Genomic DNA, 16,407 nt, shown 5'->3' with positions numbered 1-16,407 from the left:
GTGAACCACTCACACGGGTGGAGAGGGGATCCGCGGGCTCCGGGTGAAACACCCGTGCCGCCCGGCGACATCACCCAGTTAGCCAGCCGACCGCTGCCCTGGCAACGACCCCCGTTACTAGCCGACATCGGAGCAGGGGGCCGGGAGACCCGAGTCCGGTCCGCCCTCGGGCGCCGTTACGGGCGGAACGGGGGCTACTAGACCTGCTCGTATGTGACGTGGGTCCTATGGGACGCCTCACCCGCAGGAGGCCCGGATCTCACCTTCCGTGGCCGAACATGTGCGCTCGCGCGACGGCTCCGGGCGCGTTGAACGTTCGTTTATCCCGCTGCGACACCCTGTGGAGCCAGGGGTACGGCGAGGGATTCGGCCGTGTGGGGCGGTCGCGCGGTACGCCGGGACTGAGAGGGGTGCGCATGACCACGCCCGCGTATGTGAACAGGGCGAGCCTGCGGTACTCGATCGCCTTCATCGGGTACCCGGACCTCGAAGGGGAGGTCGAGAGCGTCTCACACCGGGCGCTGCGCGGGGACAACCACTACCAGGACCTGCCCGAACCGGCGGAGTGGACCGGCGCCCTGAAGGGGATCCAGCACCGCAAGGACGCCGAGCGGCAGGTCGTGAACCTCCTCGCGGACGAGATCTACCGCCACTTGGGGTGCCGGAGCACCGCGCAGTACCGGGCGCGGATCCGTGCCGTGCGCAGGGGGACGGTCGACCTGTACTCCGACATGGGGCCGTGCCACTCCTGCCGGTCGGTGATCAAGGACTTCCGGGTGGACTTCCCGACCCTCGCCGTCCAGGTCCGCTACCGCAACGCCCTGCGCGGCGGCGGTTCGGCGGCCCTGATCCCGGCCGGTGACGGCCTGTACGGGAACTACGGCATCGGTGACGCCGCGCAGCGCGGGGACGGCCAGTGGGTGAAGGCCTACCCCGGCGATCCGGTGGCGGCGGCCACCGCGACCTTCGACGTCAAGGTCGCCGGGCCGGACGGCGACCGGTTCCGCGGGACGGCGACCGCGATCGACCAGCAGCCCCACGCCCCGTACCTGTACCCGGCGCCGAAGGTCACCGCGGTACCGCTCGACGAGGTGGCCGCCGCGCTGGACACGGTGGCGCGTTCCATCAGCGACCAGTTGGCCCCCGGCCAGCGGATGCGTCCGCAGTCGTTCCGGCGCTGGATCCAGGGCATCGACCAGGGCACCGTGGCGCTCAGCTGTGAGCGGGGTCCCGGGCAGGCCGGCCGGGCGGCGGTCGCGGCGTTCGTCGCGGACTTCCCGAAGGTACGGGTCGAGGTGGCCTACCCGGCCGCGGCCGCGCACGCCGCCGGTCACGGGTACGCCGATGCCACCGGGCAGCCGGGCGGCGGCTGGCTGAAGGTCTTCGCCGCGAGCCGCTGACGCGGGCTCGGGGGCCGCGCGGGGCGTTGGACGGAGCGCCGTTAGCCGGGCGTTAGGGGGCCGTTGGCCAGGGGTGGGAGGTTGGTGGGCAAGCCGACCACCCGAAAGGAAGCTCGTGCGTAGTTCACCGTTACCCCAGCTCACAGCGCTGCCCTCCGCGCCGTCTCCCCGCCGCCCCCGGCGGCCCGTGGCCTACGGGGCGGTGGCGGTCCTCGTCGCGGCGGCGGCCTTCGTGGCCGGCCCGCAGGCCTCCGCCCGCTCCACCGGTCCGGCGCCCTCCCCCGCGGCCCCCGCAGGCTCGCCGCCCGCGGGGTTCGCGTCCTGGGGCGAGCTGGCCGCCGCTCAGCTGCCCCTGAGCGAGGCTGCCGGCGCCATCGAGGGCGCGCTCGGCGATTCGCCGGCCTTCACCTCCCTGACCGTGTCCGTCGAGGACCGGTCGGTGACCCTGTACCACAAGGGCGGCGAGGAGCAGGTCGAGGCGGCCGTGGCGCCCCAGCGGGCCAAGGGCGTACGGGTGGAGCTGCGCTCCGCGCCGTACAACAGGAGCGAGCTGAGGGAGGCGGCGGCCAGTCTCATGGGGCGGTCGCTGACCATCGACGGGCAGCTGACCAGCGTGCACTCGGCCGGTGCCCGGTCCGACGGATCGGGGCTCCTGGTCGAGGGCGAGCCGCTGCGCGCGAACGACACGAACAGCGGGAACGGGCGGGCCCGGACCGCCGAGCCGCCGGTGCCGTGGACCGGCACGGTGACCGGGGCTCCGGCCCCGCTGGAGTCCCGCGAGCAGGACGCGCCCCTGCATTCCGGCGGGATGCTGCTGCGGCAGCGCTACAAGGGCGGGCCGATCTGCACGTCGGGCTTCGTCGTCACCTGGCCCCAGCGGGGTCTGGACTACCTGATGACGGCCGCGCACTGCAGCGAGGCCGGCAAGACGTGGTACGCCGGCGACCAGGACATCAAGCTGGGCCCGGTGTCGGACCGTTCGGAGAGGTACGACACCGAGCTGATCCCCACGCACGGCGGATTCCTGCACAACTACACGATCTGGTCCGGCCAGCCGGTCTACCGCCAGTCCCAGCAGCTGCTGAACGTGAACCGCGCGGCCCACTCCTACGTGGGCGAGTACCTGTGCGTCTCGGGGTCCCTCTCGGGCGAGGTCTGCAACCTCAAGGTCGCCGAGGGCAAGCACTTCACCCGGTACAAGGAGTTCAGCACCGGCACCGAGGTCTACACCCTGAAGAACACGGGTGGCGGCTTCACCGCCATGAAGGGTGACAGCGGCGGTCCCGTCTTCAGCCGCAACCTGGACGGCAGCGTGGTGGCCAGGGGCCTCATCAGTGCCGGGGTCATCGGGGCGAAGACCGAGACCTGCAGCAACCCGGCGGCGAACAACTCCCCGGTGGAGTGTTACCGCCACATCTACGTCACCGACGTGCCCGACGTGCTGAACCAGCATCCCGGCATGCGGATCGCCAACTGATCAGGAGATCCAGATGAAGAAGACGACCGGCCTCATCGGACTGCTCGCCCTCGCCTGCGCGACCGCGGTGGCGGTACCCGCCTCTGCGTCCGCCGCTCCCGCGGGGCGCGGCGCCGTCGCGCTCAGGAACGTACAGACCGGGCTGTGCCTCGACGGCGACTTCGGCGGCAAGATCTACACGAAGGGCTGCGGCTCGGACAACCCGTACCAGCACTGGTACCTCCACGAGGGCCCCATGGGCGTGATGCTGCAGAGCAGCAAGACGGGTCTGTGTATCACGGGCAAGGGGGTGGGCAACGACAGTGTTGCCGCCGTCGCCTGCAACTCGGGGGACGTCAAGCAGTGGTGGGAGCAGTGGAACGTGAACGGCAACGCCTACACGCTGCTGAACCACCAGAACAGGAAGGCCCTCGACTCCGACGCCAAGGGCAACGCGTACGTGCACCAGTACGGGGACACCAACCCCTACCAGCACTGGAGCATGTGACGCCGGAAACCCCGGGACCACTGTGACCGGGGCGAGGCTCCCGGGGCGTGCCCCGGGAGCCTCGTCACACGATGGGGTCGCGGGTCAGGCGACCGTGATGTTCTCCGCCTGCGGGCCCTTCTGGCCCTGGGTGACGTCGAAGGTCACCGCCTGGCCCTCCTGCAGCTCGCGGTACCCCGTGGAGTTGATGTTGGAGTAGTGCGCGAAGACGTCGGGACCGCCGCCGTCCTGCTGGATGAAGCCGAAGCCCTTTTCGGAGTTGAACCACTTCACGATTCCGCTGGCCATGTCCGTGCCTCTCAGTCGATGTCAGGGCCGCACCGCGCGGCCCCGGAGGTGATCGTCCTGGTCCGGCACCACACAGCAGAACGCCCACGCCAGGGCGCGGGCAGGGACTGCGAACCACGACAGCTGACGCTGACGCTACACGCCGGGACGGCCCGTCACCAGAGAGCGACGATCACTGATTTTCGGGTGGTCAGGCGGATGGCGGTGGCAGGGCGTGATCCTGGAGCAGCGCCCGCCCCATCGGAGTCAGTGCGTGGCGGACGCCGGACCCGTCCCGTTCGGTGGTGAGCAGGCCCGCGGCGCGCAGGACCGACGCGTGGTGGCTCGCGGTGGCCGGGGAGGTGCCGGTGCGGCGCGCGAGCTCGGCCGTACCGGCCGGCACCGCCGCGGCCTGGAGCGTACGGGCGCGGGTGGTGCCCAGCAGCGCGGCGAGCGCGCCGTCCGGCCCGGTGGGCGCGGCCGCCGCCCAGACGGACCGGTAGGTGGCGAGGTCGCGGGCGAGGGGGTAGCGCAGTACGAGCGGCCGTTCCGGTTCGGCGTTGTCGAGCAGCGCCAGGGGCCGCGGCCAGAAGAAGGTCGGTACGAGGTCCAGCCCGCGGCCCGCGGGCTCCAGATCCGTGTCGAACGCGCAGGGCACGGACAGTACCGGCGGATCCCAGCGGATCTCGGGGTGCAGCGAGGCGAGCAGCCCGCCGGTCCCGGTGTCGGCCGCGGCCAGCGCCCGCCGGGTGCGGTCGGCGTGGGCGGCGGCCAGCAGCTGGGACCAGTACGGGGCCACGGCCACGGCGTGGTAGCGCTCGACCGCGCTGTGGACGATCCCGCTCCACTCCCGCTCCCCCGCGTGGAGCCGGCGGATCCAGTCGGGGGCATCGGGCCGCAGCACCTCGGTGGCGTGCAGGTCGGCCGTCCACTGGCGGCGTGCCAGGGACCAGGTGTGGTCGAGGCTGTCCGCGAGGGTGGCCGTCACGGCGTGCAGGAACGCCTCGGGCACGTACTCGTCCGGCCGGGCCGGGGCAAGTTCGAGCACGGGGCGCATCCCGGGCAGGAGCGCCCTGCGGGTGCGTTCACGCCAGCCGTCCAGTCCTGCGCCGCCCCGATCGCGGCTCTGGAGGACGGGCAGGCTGAGGATCGTCTCGGCGAGCGGGTCGGGGGCCGGTGCGATGCGCACGCGGGCCAGGTCGTCAGGGGTGAGGTGGATCCGCAGCACCGTCGTTCTCCCGGGGTCGGCCGCGCCGCACGCTAGTCGGCGGGCGGGACGCGGTGGCCCGGCGGCGGAACTTCTGGCCGGATGGCACCGCGCGGGCGGTGCGGATGTCCGGATTCGAGGGACGTCGAAGGGCTTCGACCCCGATCGCGGCGCCCCGGAAGACTGACGGCCGAAGCCGGAACGCACACCGCGGCCGCCCGTCCCCCGGACGGCGCGCCGTCCGGCCGCCCGATCACCAGGTGAGGAGAACACCCGACCATGCGATCCCCGCGCTCGTCCGCCGTCCGTGCCGCAGTCGTCGCCGCCGCGGTCCTGTCGGCCGCCACCGTGCTGGCCGCGCCCGCCCAGGCGAAGCCCGCCGAATCCCCCGATACCGCCGCCACCGGAGCCGTCACCATGACGGCGTACAGGTTCCAGTACGCCAACGTCGCCACCGGCAAGTGCCTCGACATCCGCGGCGCCTCCCGCTACGAGTACGGCCTGCTCCAGCAGTTCAACTGCAAGGAGGAGCTCCACCAGGAGTTCTGGAGCGACACCGTCCTCGGTGACCCCTCGGTCGACCTGAAGCCGGCGCACGTCTCGAACCTGTGCCTGGAACCGTCCGGCCTGGAAGCGGGGGCCACCATCGTCCAGCGGGTCTGCAACTACTCCCAGGGCCAGCGCTGGGACTTCGGCTGGAACGGCTCCAGTGCCACCGTCAAGAACCGTGTGTCCGGCCTGTGCCTGGAGGACGCGGGCATGCCGTCCGGCAGCCGCCGCGAGGTGCGCCAGATGCCCTGCACGGGGGCGCCCGGCCAGCTCTGGTCCAACCGCTGACCAGCCCGGCGCCGGGGCCGGGCCGGGAGCGGTCCGGCCCGGAAGTCCGGCCGTCCGGCCGTCCGGCCTCATGGCCTCCTGAGGTCGGCGAGGAGCTCGCGGGCGGTCCGGGTCCCCGAAGCCATCGCCCCCTGTACGGAGCCGGTGGCCCGGTGGTCGCCGCACACGTAGACGCCGGAGGCGGTGCGGCCGGTCCGGCTCAGCGGCCACGGCGGGACCATGGCGGGCAGCGCCCCGGCGACCGTGGTCGTGCCCACGCGTTCCCAGTCCCGCGTGCCGGTCGCGTAGAGCTCGGCGAGGACCTCGCGCAGGGCGGCCTCGCGTCCCGGCGCGTCCGTTCCGAGGACGGAGGTGGAGATCAGCGCGCGGCCGTCGGCGGAGTAGGTCGGCGCGACCTCCGTCAGGACGCAGGTGTTCAGGATCCGCCGTCGCGCGTCGAGCAGGAGCGTCGGCTCGCGCAGTGGGGAGCGGGTGGCGGCGTGGTGGTACGTGGTGACCGTGCGGGTCGCCACGGCCGGCAGTCCGGGTACGAGGGAGCGGGCGGCCGCCGCGTCCGTGGCGACGACCACCGCGCGGGCCTCGGCCGCGCTGCCGTCGGCGAAGGTCACCCCGGCCGCGGAGAGCGCCGCCACCGGGCTCGCGCGTTCCACGCAGCCGGGCGGGAGGTCCTCGGCGAGCTGCCGGGGCACCGCGCCCATGCCGTCGGCGGGCAGCGTGAGGGTTCCGCGCAGCATGCTGCGCCAGGTCAGGTGGAACATCCTGCTGGAGGTGTCCAGGTCGTCCTCCAGGAACACCCCGGCCAGGAAGGGGCGCAGGAAGCCGTCCACGACGCGGTCGGGCACCCGCCAGCGGGCGAGTTCCTCGCGGGTGGTGAGCTCGGGCAGCCGCTTGAGGAGCCGGGGCGGGGCGAGGAGGTCGAGGGCGCACAGCGGTCCCAGGGCGGCCAGCGCGAGCGGCCCGGGACCCTGCCCCTGCCCCGGCCCCGGCCCCGGCCCCCGATCCTGCTTGCCGGTCAGGAGCGCGAGGGCGTCCGAGGGGCGCCGGGTCGGGTCGGTGAACCTGAGCCGGCCTCCCTCCGCCGTGTGGATCAGGACGCCGGGCGTGAAGGGTCTCAGCCTCAGCCGGGCCAGCTCGATGCGGCGCTTGACCTGGGGGTAGGAGGTGTTGAAGACCTGGAACCCGCGGTCCAGCAGGAAGCCGTCGCGGCGGTCGGTGCGCACCCGGCCCCCCACCTCGTCGGCCGCCTCCAGGACCCGCACCGGCAGCCCCGCCCGGACCAGGTCCAGTGCGCAGGTCAGCCCGGCGAGTCCGGCTCCCACCACGATCACCGGGCTCTGCGCGTCCGCGCCGTTCATGAAGGCCTCCGCAGGGGTCGACGTCGTGTCTCACCCCCTCCTTCGGAGGGTACGGGCGCCGGGGATGCACCGCGGGCCCCGTACGCCGTTCGGCTCAGCGGGCGGCGACCGACTGGCTGGCGACGAGGGCCCGGTAGGGGACGCAGCGTCGCAGCAGGGTGGGGTGGTCCCCCGCGTCGAGGACCGCGCCGTCGCTCATCATGATGACGTGGCGGGCCTCCTGCACCGTGGACAGCCTGTGGGCGACGACGATGACCGCCCGGGTGGCCGCCAGGTCCGAGACGACGGCGCGGAACCGCTGCTCGTTGAGGCCGTCGAGCTGGCTGGTCGGTTCGTCGAGGAGGACGATGTCGGCGTCCGAGAGCAGGGCGCGGGCCAGGGCCATCCGCTGGCGCTGCCCGCCGGAGAGGTCGGATTCCCGGCCGAGCGGCGTGTCGAGGCCCTGCGGGAGCCGTGTGATGTCCTCGGCGAGGCCGACCGCGTCGAGGGCCGCCGCCAGTTCGGCGTCGCTGGCCCGTCCGTCCCGGCCGAGCTGGAGGTTCTCCCGGGCGGTCGCCTCCAGCAGGGTGAACTCCTGGTCCACGTAGGCGATCCGGGCCCGCAGGGCGTCCAGGGGCCAGTGGCGGGTGTCGTGGCCGAGGACGGTGATGGAGCCGGACGAGGGCCGGATGAACCGGTCGATCAGGGAGAGCGTGGTGCTCTTCCCCGCGCCGGAGGGGCCCACGACCGCGGTCAGCCCGGTGCGCGCGGTGCTGAAGGAGATGCCGCGCAGGGCGGCTTCGTCCGCGCCGGGGTGGGTGTAGGACACGGACCGGAAGATCACGGACGGTGCGTCCGGCAGCGGGGTCGGCGGGTCCAGTGCGGCGCCCGCCGGGTCGGTCTCCGGTGCCAGCAGCAGCAGTTCGTTGCACCGGTCCCGGGCGGCCAGGCCGGCTTGCAGCCGGCCGAAGCCGGTGGCGAGGGTGCTCACGTAGGGGATGGTCTGGAGGAGGTACAGGAGGAAGGCCGTGAAGGCGGCGATGCTCAGGTCCCCGGCGGCGAGCCGGGCCCCGCCGGTCAGGATCACCGCGATCATCGCGAACTGGTTCCCCAGGGACAGCACGGCCGGGATCATCGCGCCGAGCCGGGCGCCTTCCAGGGACACGGCCCGCAGCCGCTCCGCGTCGGCGGCGAGGGCTCCGGCCGCCAGGGCCTCGGCCCGGTACGCCTTGATGGTGGTGAGCGCGTCCAGGTTCGCGGTGAAGCGCTGGGCGATCTGCCCGATGGCGACCTGCTGTCCGCTGACGTTGTCCTTCATCCGCCGCAGGATCAGCAGGATGAGCACGGTCAGCACGGCCAGTGCGCCGACCGTGACGAGGGTGAGCACCCAGTCGATCCACACCATGACCGCCAGGGTCGCCGCCACGGTCAGCGCGGCCAGGGGCAACTGGGTGGCGATGTCGACGACTTGGCGCAGCAGGAGCGCGTCCGAGGTGACGCGGGCGGCGAGATCGCCGGTGCCCTGGGCCTTCACCACCCCCAGGGGCAGGCGCAGGCTGTACTCCATGATGCGGATGCGCACGCGGCAGGCCAGGCGTTCGCCGACACGGGCGAGCAGGAAACCGGAGAGCGCCTGGGTCACGGCTCCGCCCACGGCGGCGGCGCACATCATGACGACGTGGGCGCGCGGGGGGCGGCTGCCGGAGAGGTCCGTGATCACTTCTTGTACGAACAGGGGCAGGGCGAGGGTGGCCCCGGTGGCGACGAGGGCGAACAGGATCGCGGCCGACAACCGGCCCGGTTCCGCGCCGAGTTCGTGGCGCAGCCGTACCGTGGCCGGTGCGGTGCGGCTGGTGTCGTGGCCGCGTGCCGGACGTACGGTGCCTGCGGTCTGGTCGGCCACGAAGAACCCTCCTGCTGGTGCGGGCGAACGGTGGGGCGAACGGTGGTGGCCCGTGGCACGAGCCCGGGCCGGAGCGGCGTGCGCTCCGGCCCGGAGGGCCGGCCGGGCCCTGGTACGGCTGTGGCCCGGCCGGTTTCGTGCGGTGCGGCGGTGCTACCGCCCCCTCAGGGGCGGCGGGGCGGCGGTCAGAGGCAGACGAGCGTGCTGACCGTGCTGGTGCCGCAGTTGAGGACGCTCAGCGAGCTGGTGCTCGCCAGGGTGTCGTCGATCGGGTGCGCCTCGGTCTCGGGGAGCTCCAGGGTCTGCAGGTCGAGGATCGCCATGACTGATCTCCTTCGGTGAGCGGTGGAGAACCCGGCCGGCGGCCGGGGGTATGTGGGGGCGCGAGAAGCGCCTGTCACCCTGTCCAGGGCAGGAAGGGGGTGCCGCCCAGGGCCGTGCCGAGGGCCAGCAGTACCCCGGCGGCGCCGGTCGCCAGGTCTGCGGAGAGCCGCAGCAACTGGTCTCCCGGGAAGGCGAGGTGCCCCTGGTAGGTGATCTGGTGGAGGGCCAGCAGGGCGCGGTGGCGGTCCAGGAGGGCCGCGGTGTGCCCGGGCCCGGTGTGCCGCGCGTCCGCGCGGGCCGCGGTGAGGGCCAGGTAGCCGATCAGGCCGGCGCGCCCGTTGAAGAGTCCGGGCTGGATGATGAACTCCGGTTCGGCGGCCCGGCGGATGCTCGGCTCGTACGACACCGCCGGGCTGTCGGGGAGGTGCGCGAGGAGCGCGTTCAGGACGAGGCCGATGCCCGCGCTGCCGGTTTCGACGTACGGGAGCACGCGCCGGCCGTCGACGACCTGGGTGGTGCCGTCCGCGACGGTGAGGCAGCGGTCGAGGTCGAGTTCCAGCAGGGTGCGGGCGCGCTCCAGCAGGGCGCCGTCGCCGGTGTGCTCGTACAGGCGGATCAGGGCGAGGGCCGCTCCCGAGGCTCCGGCCAGGAGGCCGGCGGGCCGGCGTCCGTCGGTGCGGCCGTTCTTCTCCAGGGTGTCGGCGGCTCCCTGGGCGAGGGCGAGTGCCTCGTCCAGCAGCCGTGCCTCGCCCGTGACGGAGGCGAAGTGCAGGAGCGTCAGGCTGATGCCGGGGGCGCCGGTGGCCAGGGACGGGCCGGTGGACTCCTCCCGTACCGCCTCCAGGCTCCGCAGCAGGGCGAGGGCCGCCTCGCGTTCGCCCAGCAGGTCCAGGACGTGGGCCACGCCGTGTCCGCCGAAGTACAGGCCGGGGGCGGTGATCCGGGTGCGGGAGGCGTCCACGAGCCAGCGGACGTGTTCCTCGCGCACCTCGGCGCCCGTGGTGTGCAGGGCGTAGAGCACGCCGGCCGCTCCGTGGGCGATGCCGAGGCCGCCGTGCCGGAACTGGGCGACGTCCCCGGGGAAGAGACGGTCCGTCCGGTCCGGGGTGGCCATCGCCGTGATGCCCTCGGCCAGCGAGTCGCGCAGCCGCGGCCAGTCGGCCGGGGTGGCGGTGAGCAGGGCGTGGGCCGCTTCCCGGCCGTGGCCGATGCCGGGGCGGGCGGTCCGGGTGGCGGGCGGGGCGGGGGCGGGCGGGGCGGCGATCATCCGGCGGATGGGCTCCGTGTAGCCGGAGGGCACTGGGAAGCGGCGCTCGATGACGTCCGCGAGCTCGTCCGCCTTGGCCGGATCCAGGGCGGTGAGCTGGACCAGAGGGAGGAACAGCCAGAGCCGGATGGCGGACAGGCCGTAGTGGTCGATGTCGGAGCCGCTGTAGCCGGCCGGTGCGGTGAAGCCCGCCGCGCCGAGGGCCGGCCGGACGAAGGCGTCCGCGGGACTGGCGAGTTCGAAGTCGATGAAACATATCTCGCCGTCCGGCCGGACGATGAGGTTGCGGGGATGGAGGTCCCCGAAGACTATGCCGCGGGCGTGGATGGCGGCCAGCGTCCTTTCTATTCGCTCCACCAGCCCCAGGGCCTCCTGGGTGTACTCGGCGACGGTCTGGGGGTCGGGGTCGGGGTGGATCAACGGGTAGTGGCCGGTCAGCCACTGGCTGAGGGACTGCCCGTCGATGTGTTCCTGCGCGAGGAACTCGTGTTCCCACACGCTGAACAGGCTCTGCTCGCCGGGAACGGCCGGGTCGCCGCCGGGGAGCGCGGGGACGCCGGGGATGCCCGCCAGCCGGGTCAGCACCTCGTGCTCGTGGCGCAGCCGGGTGACGGCGTCCACTCCGCGCTGGTCCAGGCCCGCGTAGGGCCGCGCCTCCTTCAGTACGACCGGCGGATCGCCCTCCGCGCGCCGGGCGAGGTAGACGCCGCCCGCGTTGGAGAAGTGCAGGACGCGCTCCACCGTGTACGGCAGGTCCGGTCCGCGGGTGGCGCGGCGGGCCGCGACGGCGGGAGCGATGCAGTCGGGCACCGGCGCCCAGTCGGGCACGGAGAACCCCGCCCCGCGTACGTCCGGCACCAGAGCGCCGTCTGGTCCGGCGAGGGCGAGGACGCGCTCACCGGCGGCGTCGCGGCAATGGCGTTCGACGAAGCCGCCGTAACGGAGGTAGAGGGGGCCTTGTTCCCAGCGCGCGTCGCTGAGGATGTACGGTCCGCGCCGGCCCGCGAGCAGGGTGCCCAGGCCGTCGAGACATCGCTCCAGTTCCGCGTCGTCGACGGGGTAGACCGTACAGAACTTGCCGCTGGAGCCGCGCGGGGCGTATTTGGAGTTCTGTACTTGGAGGATGGGCAGGCCGCGCAGGAACTTGAAGGTGATGCGTTCGCTCAGGCAGTAGGCGTGGAGCGCCTCCAGCACGGCTTCGGCGTCCGCCGCGCACGAGGACACGTGGATCTTCCATCCCTGGTCCGGCAGGACGACGCCCGCGGGGCGCACCACGGACCACATCTCCAGGTCGCCGCGTTCCCAGCCTGCCGGCAGGGGGCGGGTGGCGGCCTCGAACTCCTCCTGTGCACCCCAGCGTCGCGGGGATTCGTAGAAGAGCGGATCGGCGAAGGTGTAGGCCTCGTACTGGTTGTCCATCGAAGACTCCTGGACGCGGGGACATACACGGAGACGGACAGGCGGCGAGCAGCGAGCAGCGAGCGGCAGCAGCCAGACGTCAGACGTCAGCGAGAAGAAGGGGAAAGAGAAGAAGAAGGAGAGAGCTGTGCACGATCGGCGGCCTGGGGGTCACCCCCCTCTCGGCGGGCGCCGTGCGACAAACCAGAGTTTCAGGGCCTCCCTCGCCCCACGCAACGGCGCGCGCACGGCAGTTGCGCAACGCGAACGCTCCCCGGCAGGCGTACGGGCCGGTAGGCGTGACGGCCCGCGCCGTGGCGCGCCGGTGGCGCGCGGCAGGCGCGCGCAGGCCCTCGCGGATCGGCCGTGTCCCCTGCCGGCGCCGGGGGATCGTCGGCGTTCCGACCGGGATGGATCACTGGGACCGGGGCCGCCGCGTCCGGCGGCGCCGGCACGGATGGGGAGCGTGTGCAAGGGGAACACACCGGCAGCCCCGGCAGTCGCTCCGTCACCACCCTCCCTCCGGCCGGCCGTCCCCGTCGATCCGCGCCGCGGAGGGCCTCGGGGCGGTGGGGCGCGATCGCGCCGAGAGCGGCCCGGAACGCCCCCACGATCGACGCACGGATGGATGTCCGAAGAAATCCGCAGAACGGTCCGCCCCGGAGGGGTGACAGAACGGGCTCGTACCGAATGCCGCAAAGGTGATGGAGCACCCCAAAGGTGATACTGGTCGGGGCCTGAAGAAACAGTGAGGTGGCCGCAGTGACGCAAGCTCCGACGGAGGGGCCGGACAGCGAGAGCGCCGTCGAGGCGGGAGGGTACCGACAGGAGCTGAAGCGCACCCTGGGCTCCTTCCAGGTGTTCGCGATCTCCTTCGCCTTCATCTCGGTCGCGGTCGGGATCTTCGCGACCTTCGACGAGGTGCTGGTGACGGCGGGGCCGGTCGGGATCTGGCTGTGGCTCGTCGCAGCGGTGGGACAGAGCCTGGTGGCGCTGGTGGTCGCGCAGTTCGCGGCCCGCATCCCGCTCAGCGGGTCCTCGTACCAGTGGGCCTCACGGCTGGGCGATCCCAAGGTGGGCTGGTGGTTCGGCTGGCTCACCTTCTGCTACCTGGCGATCGCGGTGGTCGCGATCGACAACGCCCTCGCCAGTCAGGCGTTCATGCCCCTCGCCGGCATCGCGGCGGACGAGGACACCGCGCGCGTCATCACCCTGGTGGTGCTGCTCGTCCAAGCCGTGCTGGCCATCGCCTCCACGCGTCTGGTCGGCTGGATCAACTCGGCTGCCGTCGGACTCGAACTCGCCCTCGTCGTGGTGGTGGCGATCGCCCTCGTGATCGTCGTCGCCGTCACCGGCAACGGCTCCACGGCCAACCTCACCTCCCGGGGGATCACCGAGCACGCTCCCGGCTACTTCGCCGTCGGCGGCGGGCTGATGCTCGCCATGATCATGGGCCTCGCCACGCTCGTCGGCTTCGACTCGGCCGCCAACCTGGCCGAGGAGGCCAAGGACCCCTACCGCAGCGTCCCGCGCGCGATCGTGGGGTCGGTGGTGGCGGCCGGGGTCCTGGGCATGCTCTTCCTCATCACCCTCACCCTCGCGATCGAGGACGTCCCCCGCATCAGCCACGAGGCCTCACCGGTCGCCGCGATCATGCGGGACCGCTTCGGTGCGGTGGCGGAGAGGACGCTGCTGGTCGCCATCACCTTCGCCTTCTTCGGCGCCGGGATCGTGGTGATGACCGCCTGCTCCCGGCTCGTCTACGCGATGTCGCGCGATTCCCGGTTCCCCGCGCACCGCACGATGCGCCGGGTCAGCCCCCGTACCCGGACGCCCGTCCCGGCGACGCTGCTCGTCCTCGGGATCGGGGTCGTCCTGATGATCGCGCTGCCGGGCGCCGCCCTTCTGGAGCTGATCACGGCCTCCACGATCCTCCCGGCCCTCATCTACGGTGCGACGATCGTCCTCTACCTGACGGTCCGTCGGCATCTGGCCCGTCAGAAGGGCGCGTTCGACCTCGGCCGCCTCGAACTGCCGGTCGCGGTCTGCGCGCTGGCGTGGACGCTCATCGCTCTGTTCGTCCTCGTGACGCCCGCGGAGGCGCTCACCGCCGTCGTGATCGTCGGCGGGCTGCTCCTGCTGGGAGGACTGTTCTTCCTCGGCATGCTGACGTTCGACCGCGAGGTGCTGGAGTCCGAGCCGGGGGACGAGAGCGCCTTCCGTCACTGACGGGGCGCGGGATGCGCACGGGACGCCTGGGGCCAACGCCTGTTCGTCGTACGGCATGTCGCAAAAAGCATTCTTCTGCGTCCTACGTGCCCTGAGCTGTCCGTGAGGGCTGACGCGACGCCCACGAGGTGCCACGATGATCCGTGCTTCAACAGAATGCCGGTGCGCGCCGGGCGAGAGCGGCTACGCCTGCCCGGGAACCGGCCCTGGCCCGGAGGGACGGACACCACGTGAGCGTCACACCATTCGTATCGTCCTTAGGAAGCGACCGGGGCGAGAGCGACGAGGAGCGGGTGCGGCTCTACTACAGCCGCAAGACGGGCGACATCCTCCAGAAGTACGGCCCCGGCCCCCGCGTCCACTTCCATGTGGGGCTGTTCACCGCCGACGCCACCCCGCACGTCACGGTTTCCCAGAGAACGCTGGGACGCCGCCTGGTCGACGCGCAGGAGCGAATAGTCGAGCACGCGGCCCGTTCCTGGAAGGCGTACGAGGCGCCGCCCGGCCGGGTGCTCGACATCGGCTGCGGTCTCGGGGGCGCCGCCCTGTACTGGGCGCAGGAACACGGTGCCTCGGTCACGGGGCTCACGGTCGCGGCGGAGCACGTGCCGATCATCCAGGGCTTCGCGCGGCGGGCGGGCGTCGAGGACAAGGTCGATGCCGTCCCGGGGAACGTGCACGACCTGGACGCCACCCGGGTCTACGACGCCGCGTACGCCAACGAGAGCAGCGGCTACACCGACCGGGCCCGGCTCTTCGAGGTCGTCGCGAAGGCGCTGAAGCCCGGCGGGTGGTTCGGCATCCAGGAGCACTTCGTGTGTCGGCCCGAGTGGCGCGACTTCGTCGACGGCTACTACAGAACCCGGCTCGGCACCCGTACGGAGTACCTGGCGGCGGCGGAGGCGGCCGGCTTCGGGCTGGAGCGGGACGAGGACGTCACCGACGCGGTGGCGGAGTTCTGGTTGCAGTCCATGGCCTGGAACACCGCCGAACTCGACCGGCTGCGCGCGGGCGGCCGGGGCGGCTCCTGGTCCCGGGAGCGGCTCGGCGAGTCGACGATCGCGCACAGCAAGCTCTTCCGCCTCTGGCGCGATCACGCCCTGGAGACGCGGCTCCTGCTCTTCCGGCTCGGGGGGAGCTGATGGCCACGGCACACCGCCCGCGGCCCTCCCGCCTCGGCCCGCGACTGCCCGCCTTCTACTGCCCGCTGCCGCAGGGCCTCGTACATCCCGAGGCGAAGCAGGTGGAGGCCCGCGCGGTCGAATGGCTGGACGCCTTCGGCCTGTACCGGGACCCGGTGGAGCGGGCGTGGGGGCTCGCCACGCACAGCGCCGACTTCTCCTGCCGCCTCATTCCCGAGGGGGACGTGGAGGCCCTGCTGCTGTTCACCGAGTGGAACTACTGGGCCAACGCCATTGACGACTGGCAGGACTCGGGCGCCGCCGAGGTACGGACCGCGGCCGTCGTCGACCACGGCGCGCGACTGGTCCGCACCCTCCAGGATCCGGGCGCGGCCCTGCTCCCCGACAGTGCCGTGACACGCGCTCTGGCAGACCTCGTACGCCGTACCCACGCGCTCCTGACCCCCTTCCAGCTGCGCAGGTTCGTCGAGGGGACGCGTGACTGGCTGCTCGGGGCGGCCTGGCAGGCGGCGGGGGCGGAGAGCGGGGTGATGCCGACCCTGAACGACTTCGCGGCCCTGGGGTCCCTGGCGAACGGCACCCGCTTCTCGCTGACCTGGTCGGATGTAGCGCGGGACATCCGGTTGCCGGCGGACGTGCTCTACTCCCCCGCGCTGGAGGCGCTGACCGACGCGGCGGGTTTCGTCGTCAGCGCCGACAACGACCTCTTCTCGTACGACAAGGACGACCACCTGGTGCCGAGGGAGGTGAATCTGATCAACGTCATCGCCCACCAGGAGAACTGTCCGCCCGCCGGGGCGGTACCGGCGGCGGTGGCCCTGCGCGATCGGGTGATGGTCCTCTTCCTCGCGCTCCGGGCGCAGTTGGCGGCCGGGGCGGACGCCCCGCTGCGGCGCCGGCTGGAGGCGCTGGAGCACTACGTGGCCGGGTGCATCACCTGGCAGAGCCGGGCGCCTCGGTATGCAAGCCCGCGCAACCGCCACCACCTGCCCCTGGAGCACGCGCGGTTCGCGGTCCGGTACTCCGATCTGCCCGCCGACCCCGGGACGGGGCCACCGGATCTGCCGGCCCTCGCCTCGTGGTGGACCCACCTGCGCTCCTGAGAGGAACCGCGGGGGCCCGGCCCGTGCCGGGC

At 72.8% G+C, this 16,407-nt stretch carries 13 protein-coding genes; 7 read left to right on the top strand and 6 right to left on the bottom strand.

What is annotated here, in order from left to right; translation table 11 throughout:
- Window positions 1-416 precede the first annotated feature (416 nt).
- The 3 genes from IE248_RS34550 to IE248_RS34540 all read left to right on the top strand — a co-directional run bounded on the left by IE248_RS34550 (window position 417) and on the right by IE248_RS34540 (window position 3,364).
- Entirely contained in the window at window positions 417-1,400 is a 984-nt protein-coding gene (locus IE248_RS34550; protein ID WP_190032786.1) for a deaminase domain-containing protein, read from the top strand.
- A 115-nt stretch (window positions 1,401-1,515) separates the two neighbouring features.
- A complete protein-coding gene (locus tag IE248_RS34545) occupies window positions 1,516-2,877 on the top strand; it encodes a chymotrypsin family serine protease (RefSeq protein ID WP_190032785.1) in 1,362 nt (453 codons plus the stop codon).
- Between the two features lie 13 nt (window positions 2,878-2,890).
- On the top strand, window positions 2,891-3,364 hold the full coding sequence (locus IE248_RS34540; protein WP_190032784.1) for an RICIN domain-containing protein: 474 nt from the start codon (window positions 2,891-2,893) through the stop codon (window positions 3,362-3,364).
- 84 nt (window positions 3,365-3,448) lie between these two features.
- Here the strand turns inward: IE248_RS34540 and IE248_RS34535 are convergent, their stop codons facing one another.
- Window positions 3,449-3,652 carry a cold-shock protein gene (locus tag IE248_RS34535; protein WP_037796872.1) on the bottom strand — a complete coding sequence of 68 codons (204 nt, stop codon included), beginning with the start codon at window positions 3,650-3,652 and terminating at the stop codon, window positions 3,449-3,451.
- Between the two features lie 190 nt (window positions 3,653-3,842).
- The gene (locus IE248_RS34530; RefSeq protein WP_190032783.1) at window positions 3,843-4,859 is read right to left on the bottom strand and encodes a helix-turn-helix domain-containing protein; all 1,017 of its coding nucleotides are present in this window, start codon (window positions 4,857-4,859) and stop codon (window positions 3,843-3,845) included.
- Between the two features lie 258 nt (window positions 4,860-5,117).
- On the opposite strand from IE248_RS34530, the gene IE248_RS34525 reads away from it, so the two are divergent.
- Window positions 5,118-5,675 (top strand): RICIN domain-containing protein, encoded by a 558-nt coding sequence (locus IE248_RS34525; protein ID WP_190032782.1) that lies wholly within the window; start codon window positions 5,118-5,120, stop codon window positions 5,673-5,675.
- A 68-nt stretch (window positions 5,676-5,743) separates the two neighbouring features.
- Here IE248_RS34525 and IE248_RS34520 read toward each other — a convergent pair whose 3' ends face one another.
- The 4 genes from IE248_RS34520 to lanKC form a co-directional block, all read right to left on the bottom strand.
- Window positions 5,744-7,030, bottom strand: a complete 1,287-nt coding sequence (locus tag IE248_RS34520) for an NAD(P)/FAD-dependent oxidoreductase (protein ID WP_190032781.1) — start codon at window positions 7,028-7,030, stop codon at window positions 5,744-5,746.
- 94 nt (window positions 7,031-7,124) lie between these two features.
- Complete coding sequence (locus IE248_RS34515; RefSeq protein WP_190032780.1) at window positions 7,125-8,912, bottom strand: ABC transporter ATP-binding protein; 1,788 nt, start codon at window positions 8,910-8,912, stop codon at window positions 7,125-7,127.
- Window positions 8,913-9,097: 185 nt separating this feature from the next.
- Window positions 9,098-9,235: a SapB/AmfS family lanthipeptide gene (locus IE248_RS34510; RefSeq protein ID WP_086025341.1), complete on the bottom strand. Its 138-nt coding sequence runs from the start codon at window positions 9,233-9,235 to the stop codon at window positions 9,098-9,100.
- Between the two features lie 74 nt (window positions 9,236-9,309).
- On the bottom strand, window positions 9,310-11,922 hold the full coding sequence (gene lanKC, locus IE248_RS34505; protein WP_190032779.1) for a class III lanthionine synthetase LanKC: 2,613 nt from the start codon (window positions 11,920-11,922) through the stop codon (window positions 9,310-9,312).
- 741 nt (window positions 11,923-12,663) lie between these two features.
- On the opposite strand from lanKC, the gene IE248_RS34500 reads away from it, so the two are divergent.
- The 3 genes from IE248_RS34500 (at window position 12,664) to IE248_RS34490 (ending at window position 16,375) form a co-directional block, all read left to right on the top strand.
- Window positions 12,664-14,130 carry an APC family permease gene (locus tag IE248_RS34500; RefSeq protein ID WP_190032778.1) on the top strand — a complete coding sequence of 489 codons (1,467 nt, stop codon included), beginning with the start codon at window positions 12,664-12,666 and terminating at the stop codon, window positions 14,128-14,130.
- 293 nt (window positions 14,131-14,423) lie between these two features.
- Entirely contained in the window at window positions 14,424-15,272 is an 849-nt protein-coding gene (locus IE248_RS34495) for an SAM-dependent methyltransferase (protein WP_190032777.1), read from the top strand.
- On the top strand, window positions 15,272-16,375 hold the full coding sequence (locus IE248_RS34490; RefSeq protein ID WP_229895737.1) for a terpene synthase family protein: 1,104 nt from the start codon (window positions 15,272-15,274) through the stop codon (window positions 16,373-16,375). Before IE248_RS34495 ends, IE248_RS34490 begins: the two co-directional genes overlap by 1 nt.
- Window positions 16,376-16,407: the final 32 nt, after the last annotated feature.

Source organism: Streptomyces goshikiensis, from assembly GCF_014650555.1.
Taxonomy (GTDB): domain Bacteria; phylum Actinomycetota; class Actinomycetes; order Streptomycetales; family Streptomycetaceae; genus Streptomyces; species Streptomyces goshikiensis.
Note: the sequence above shows the minus strand (reverse complement) of the source record. Positions and strands in the feature narration are given on the sequence as shown.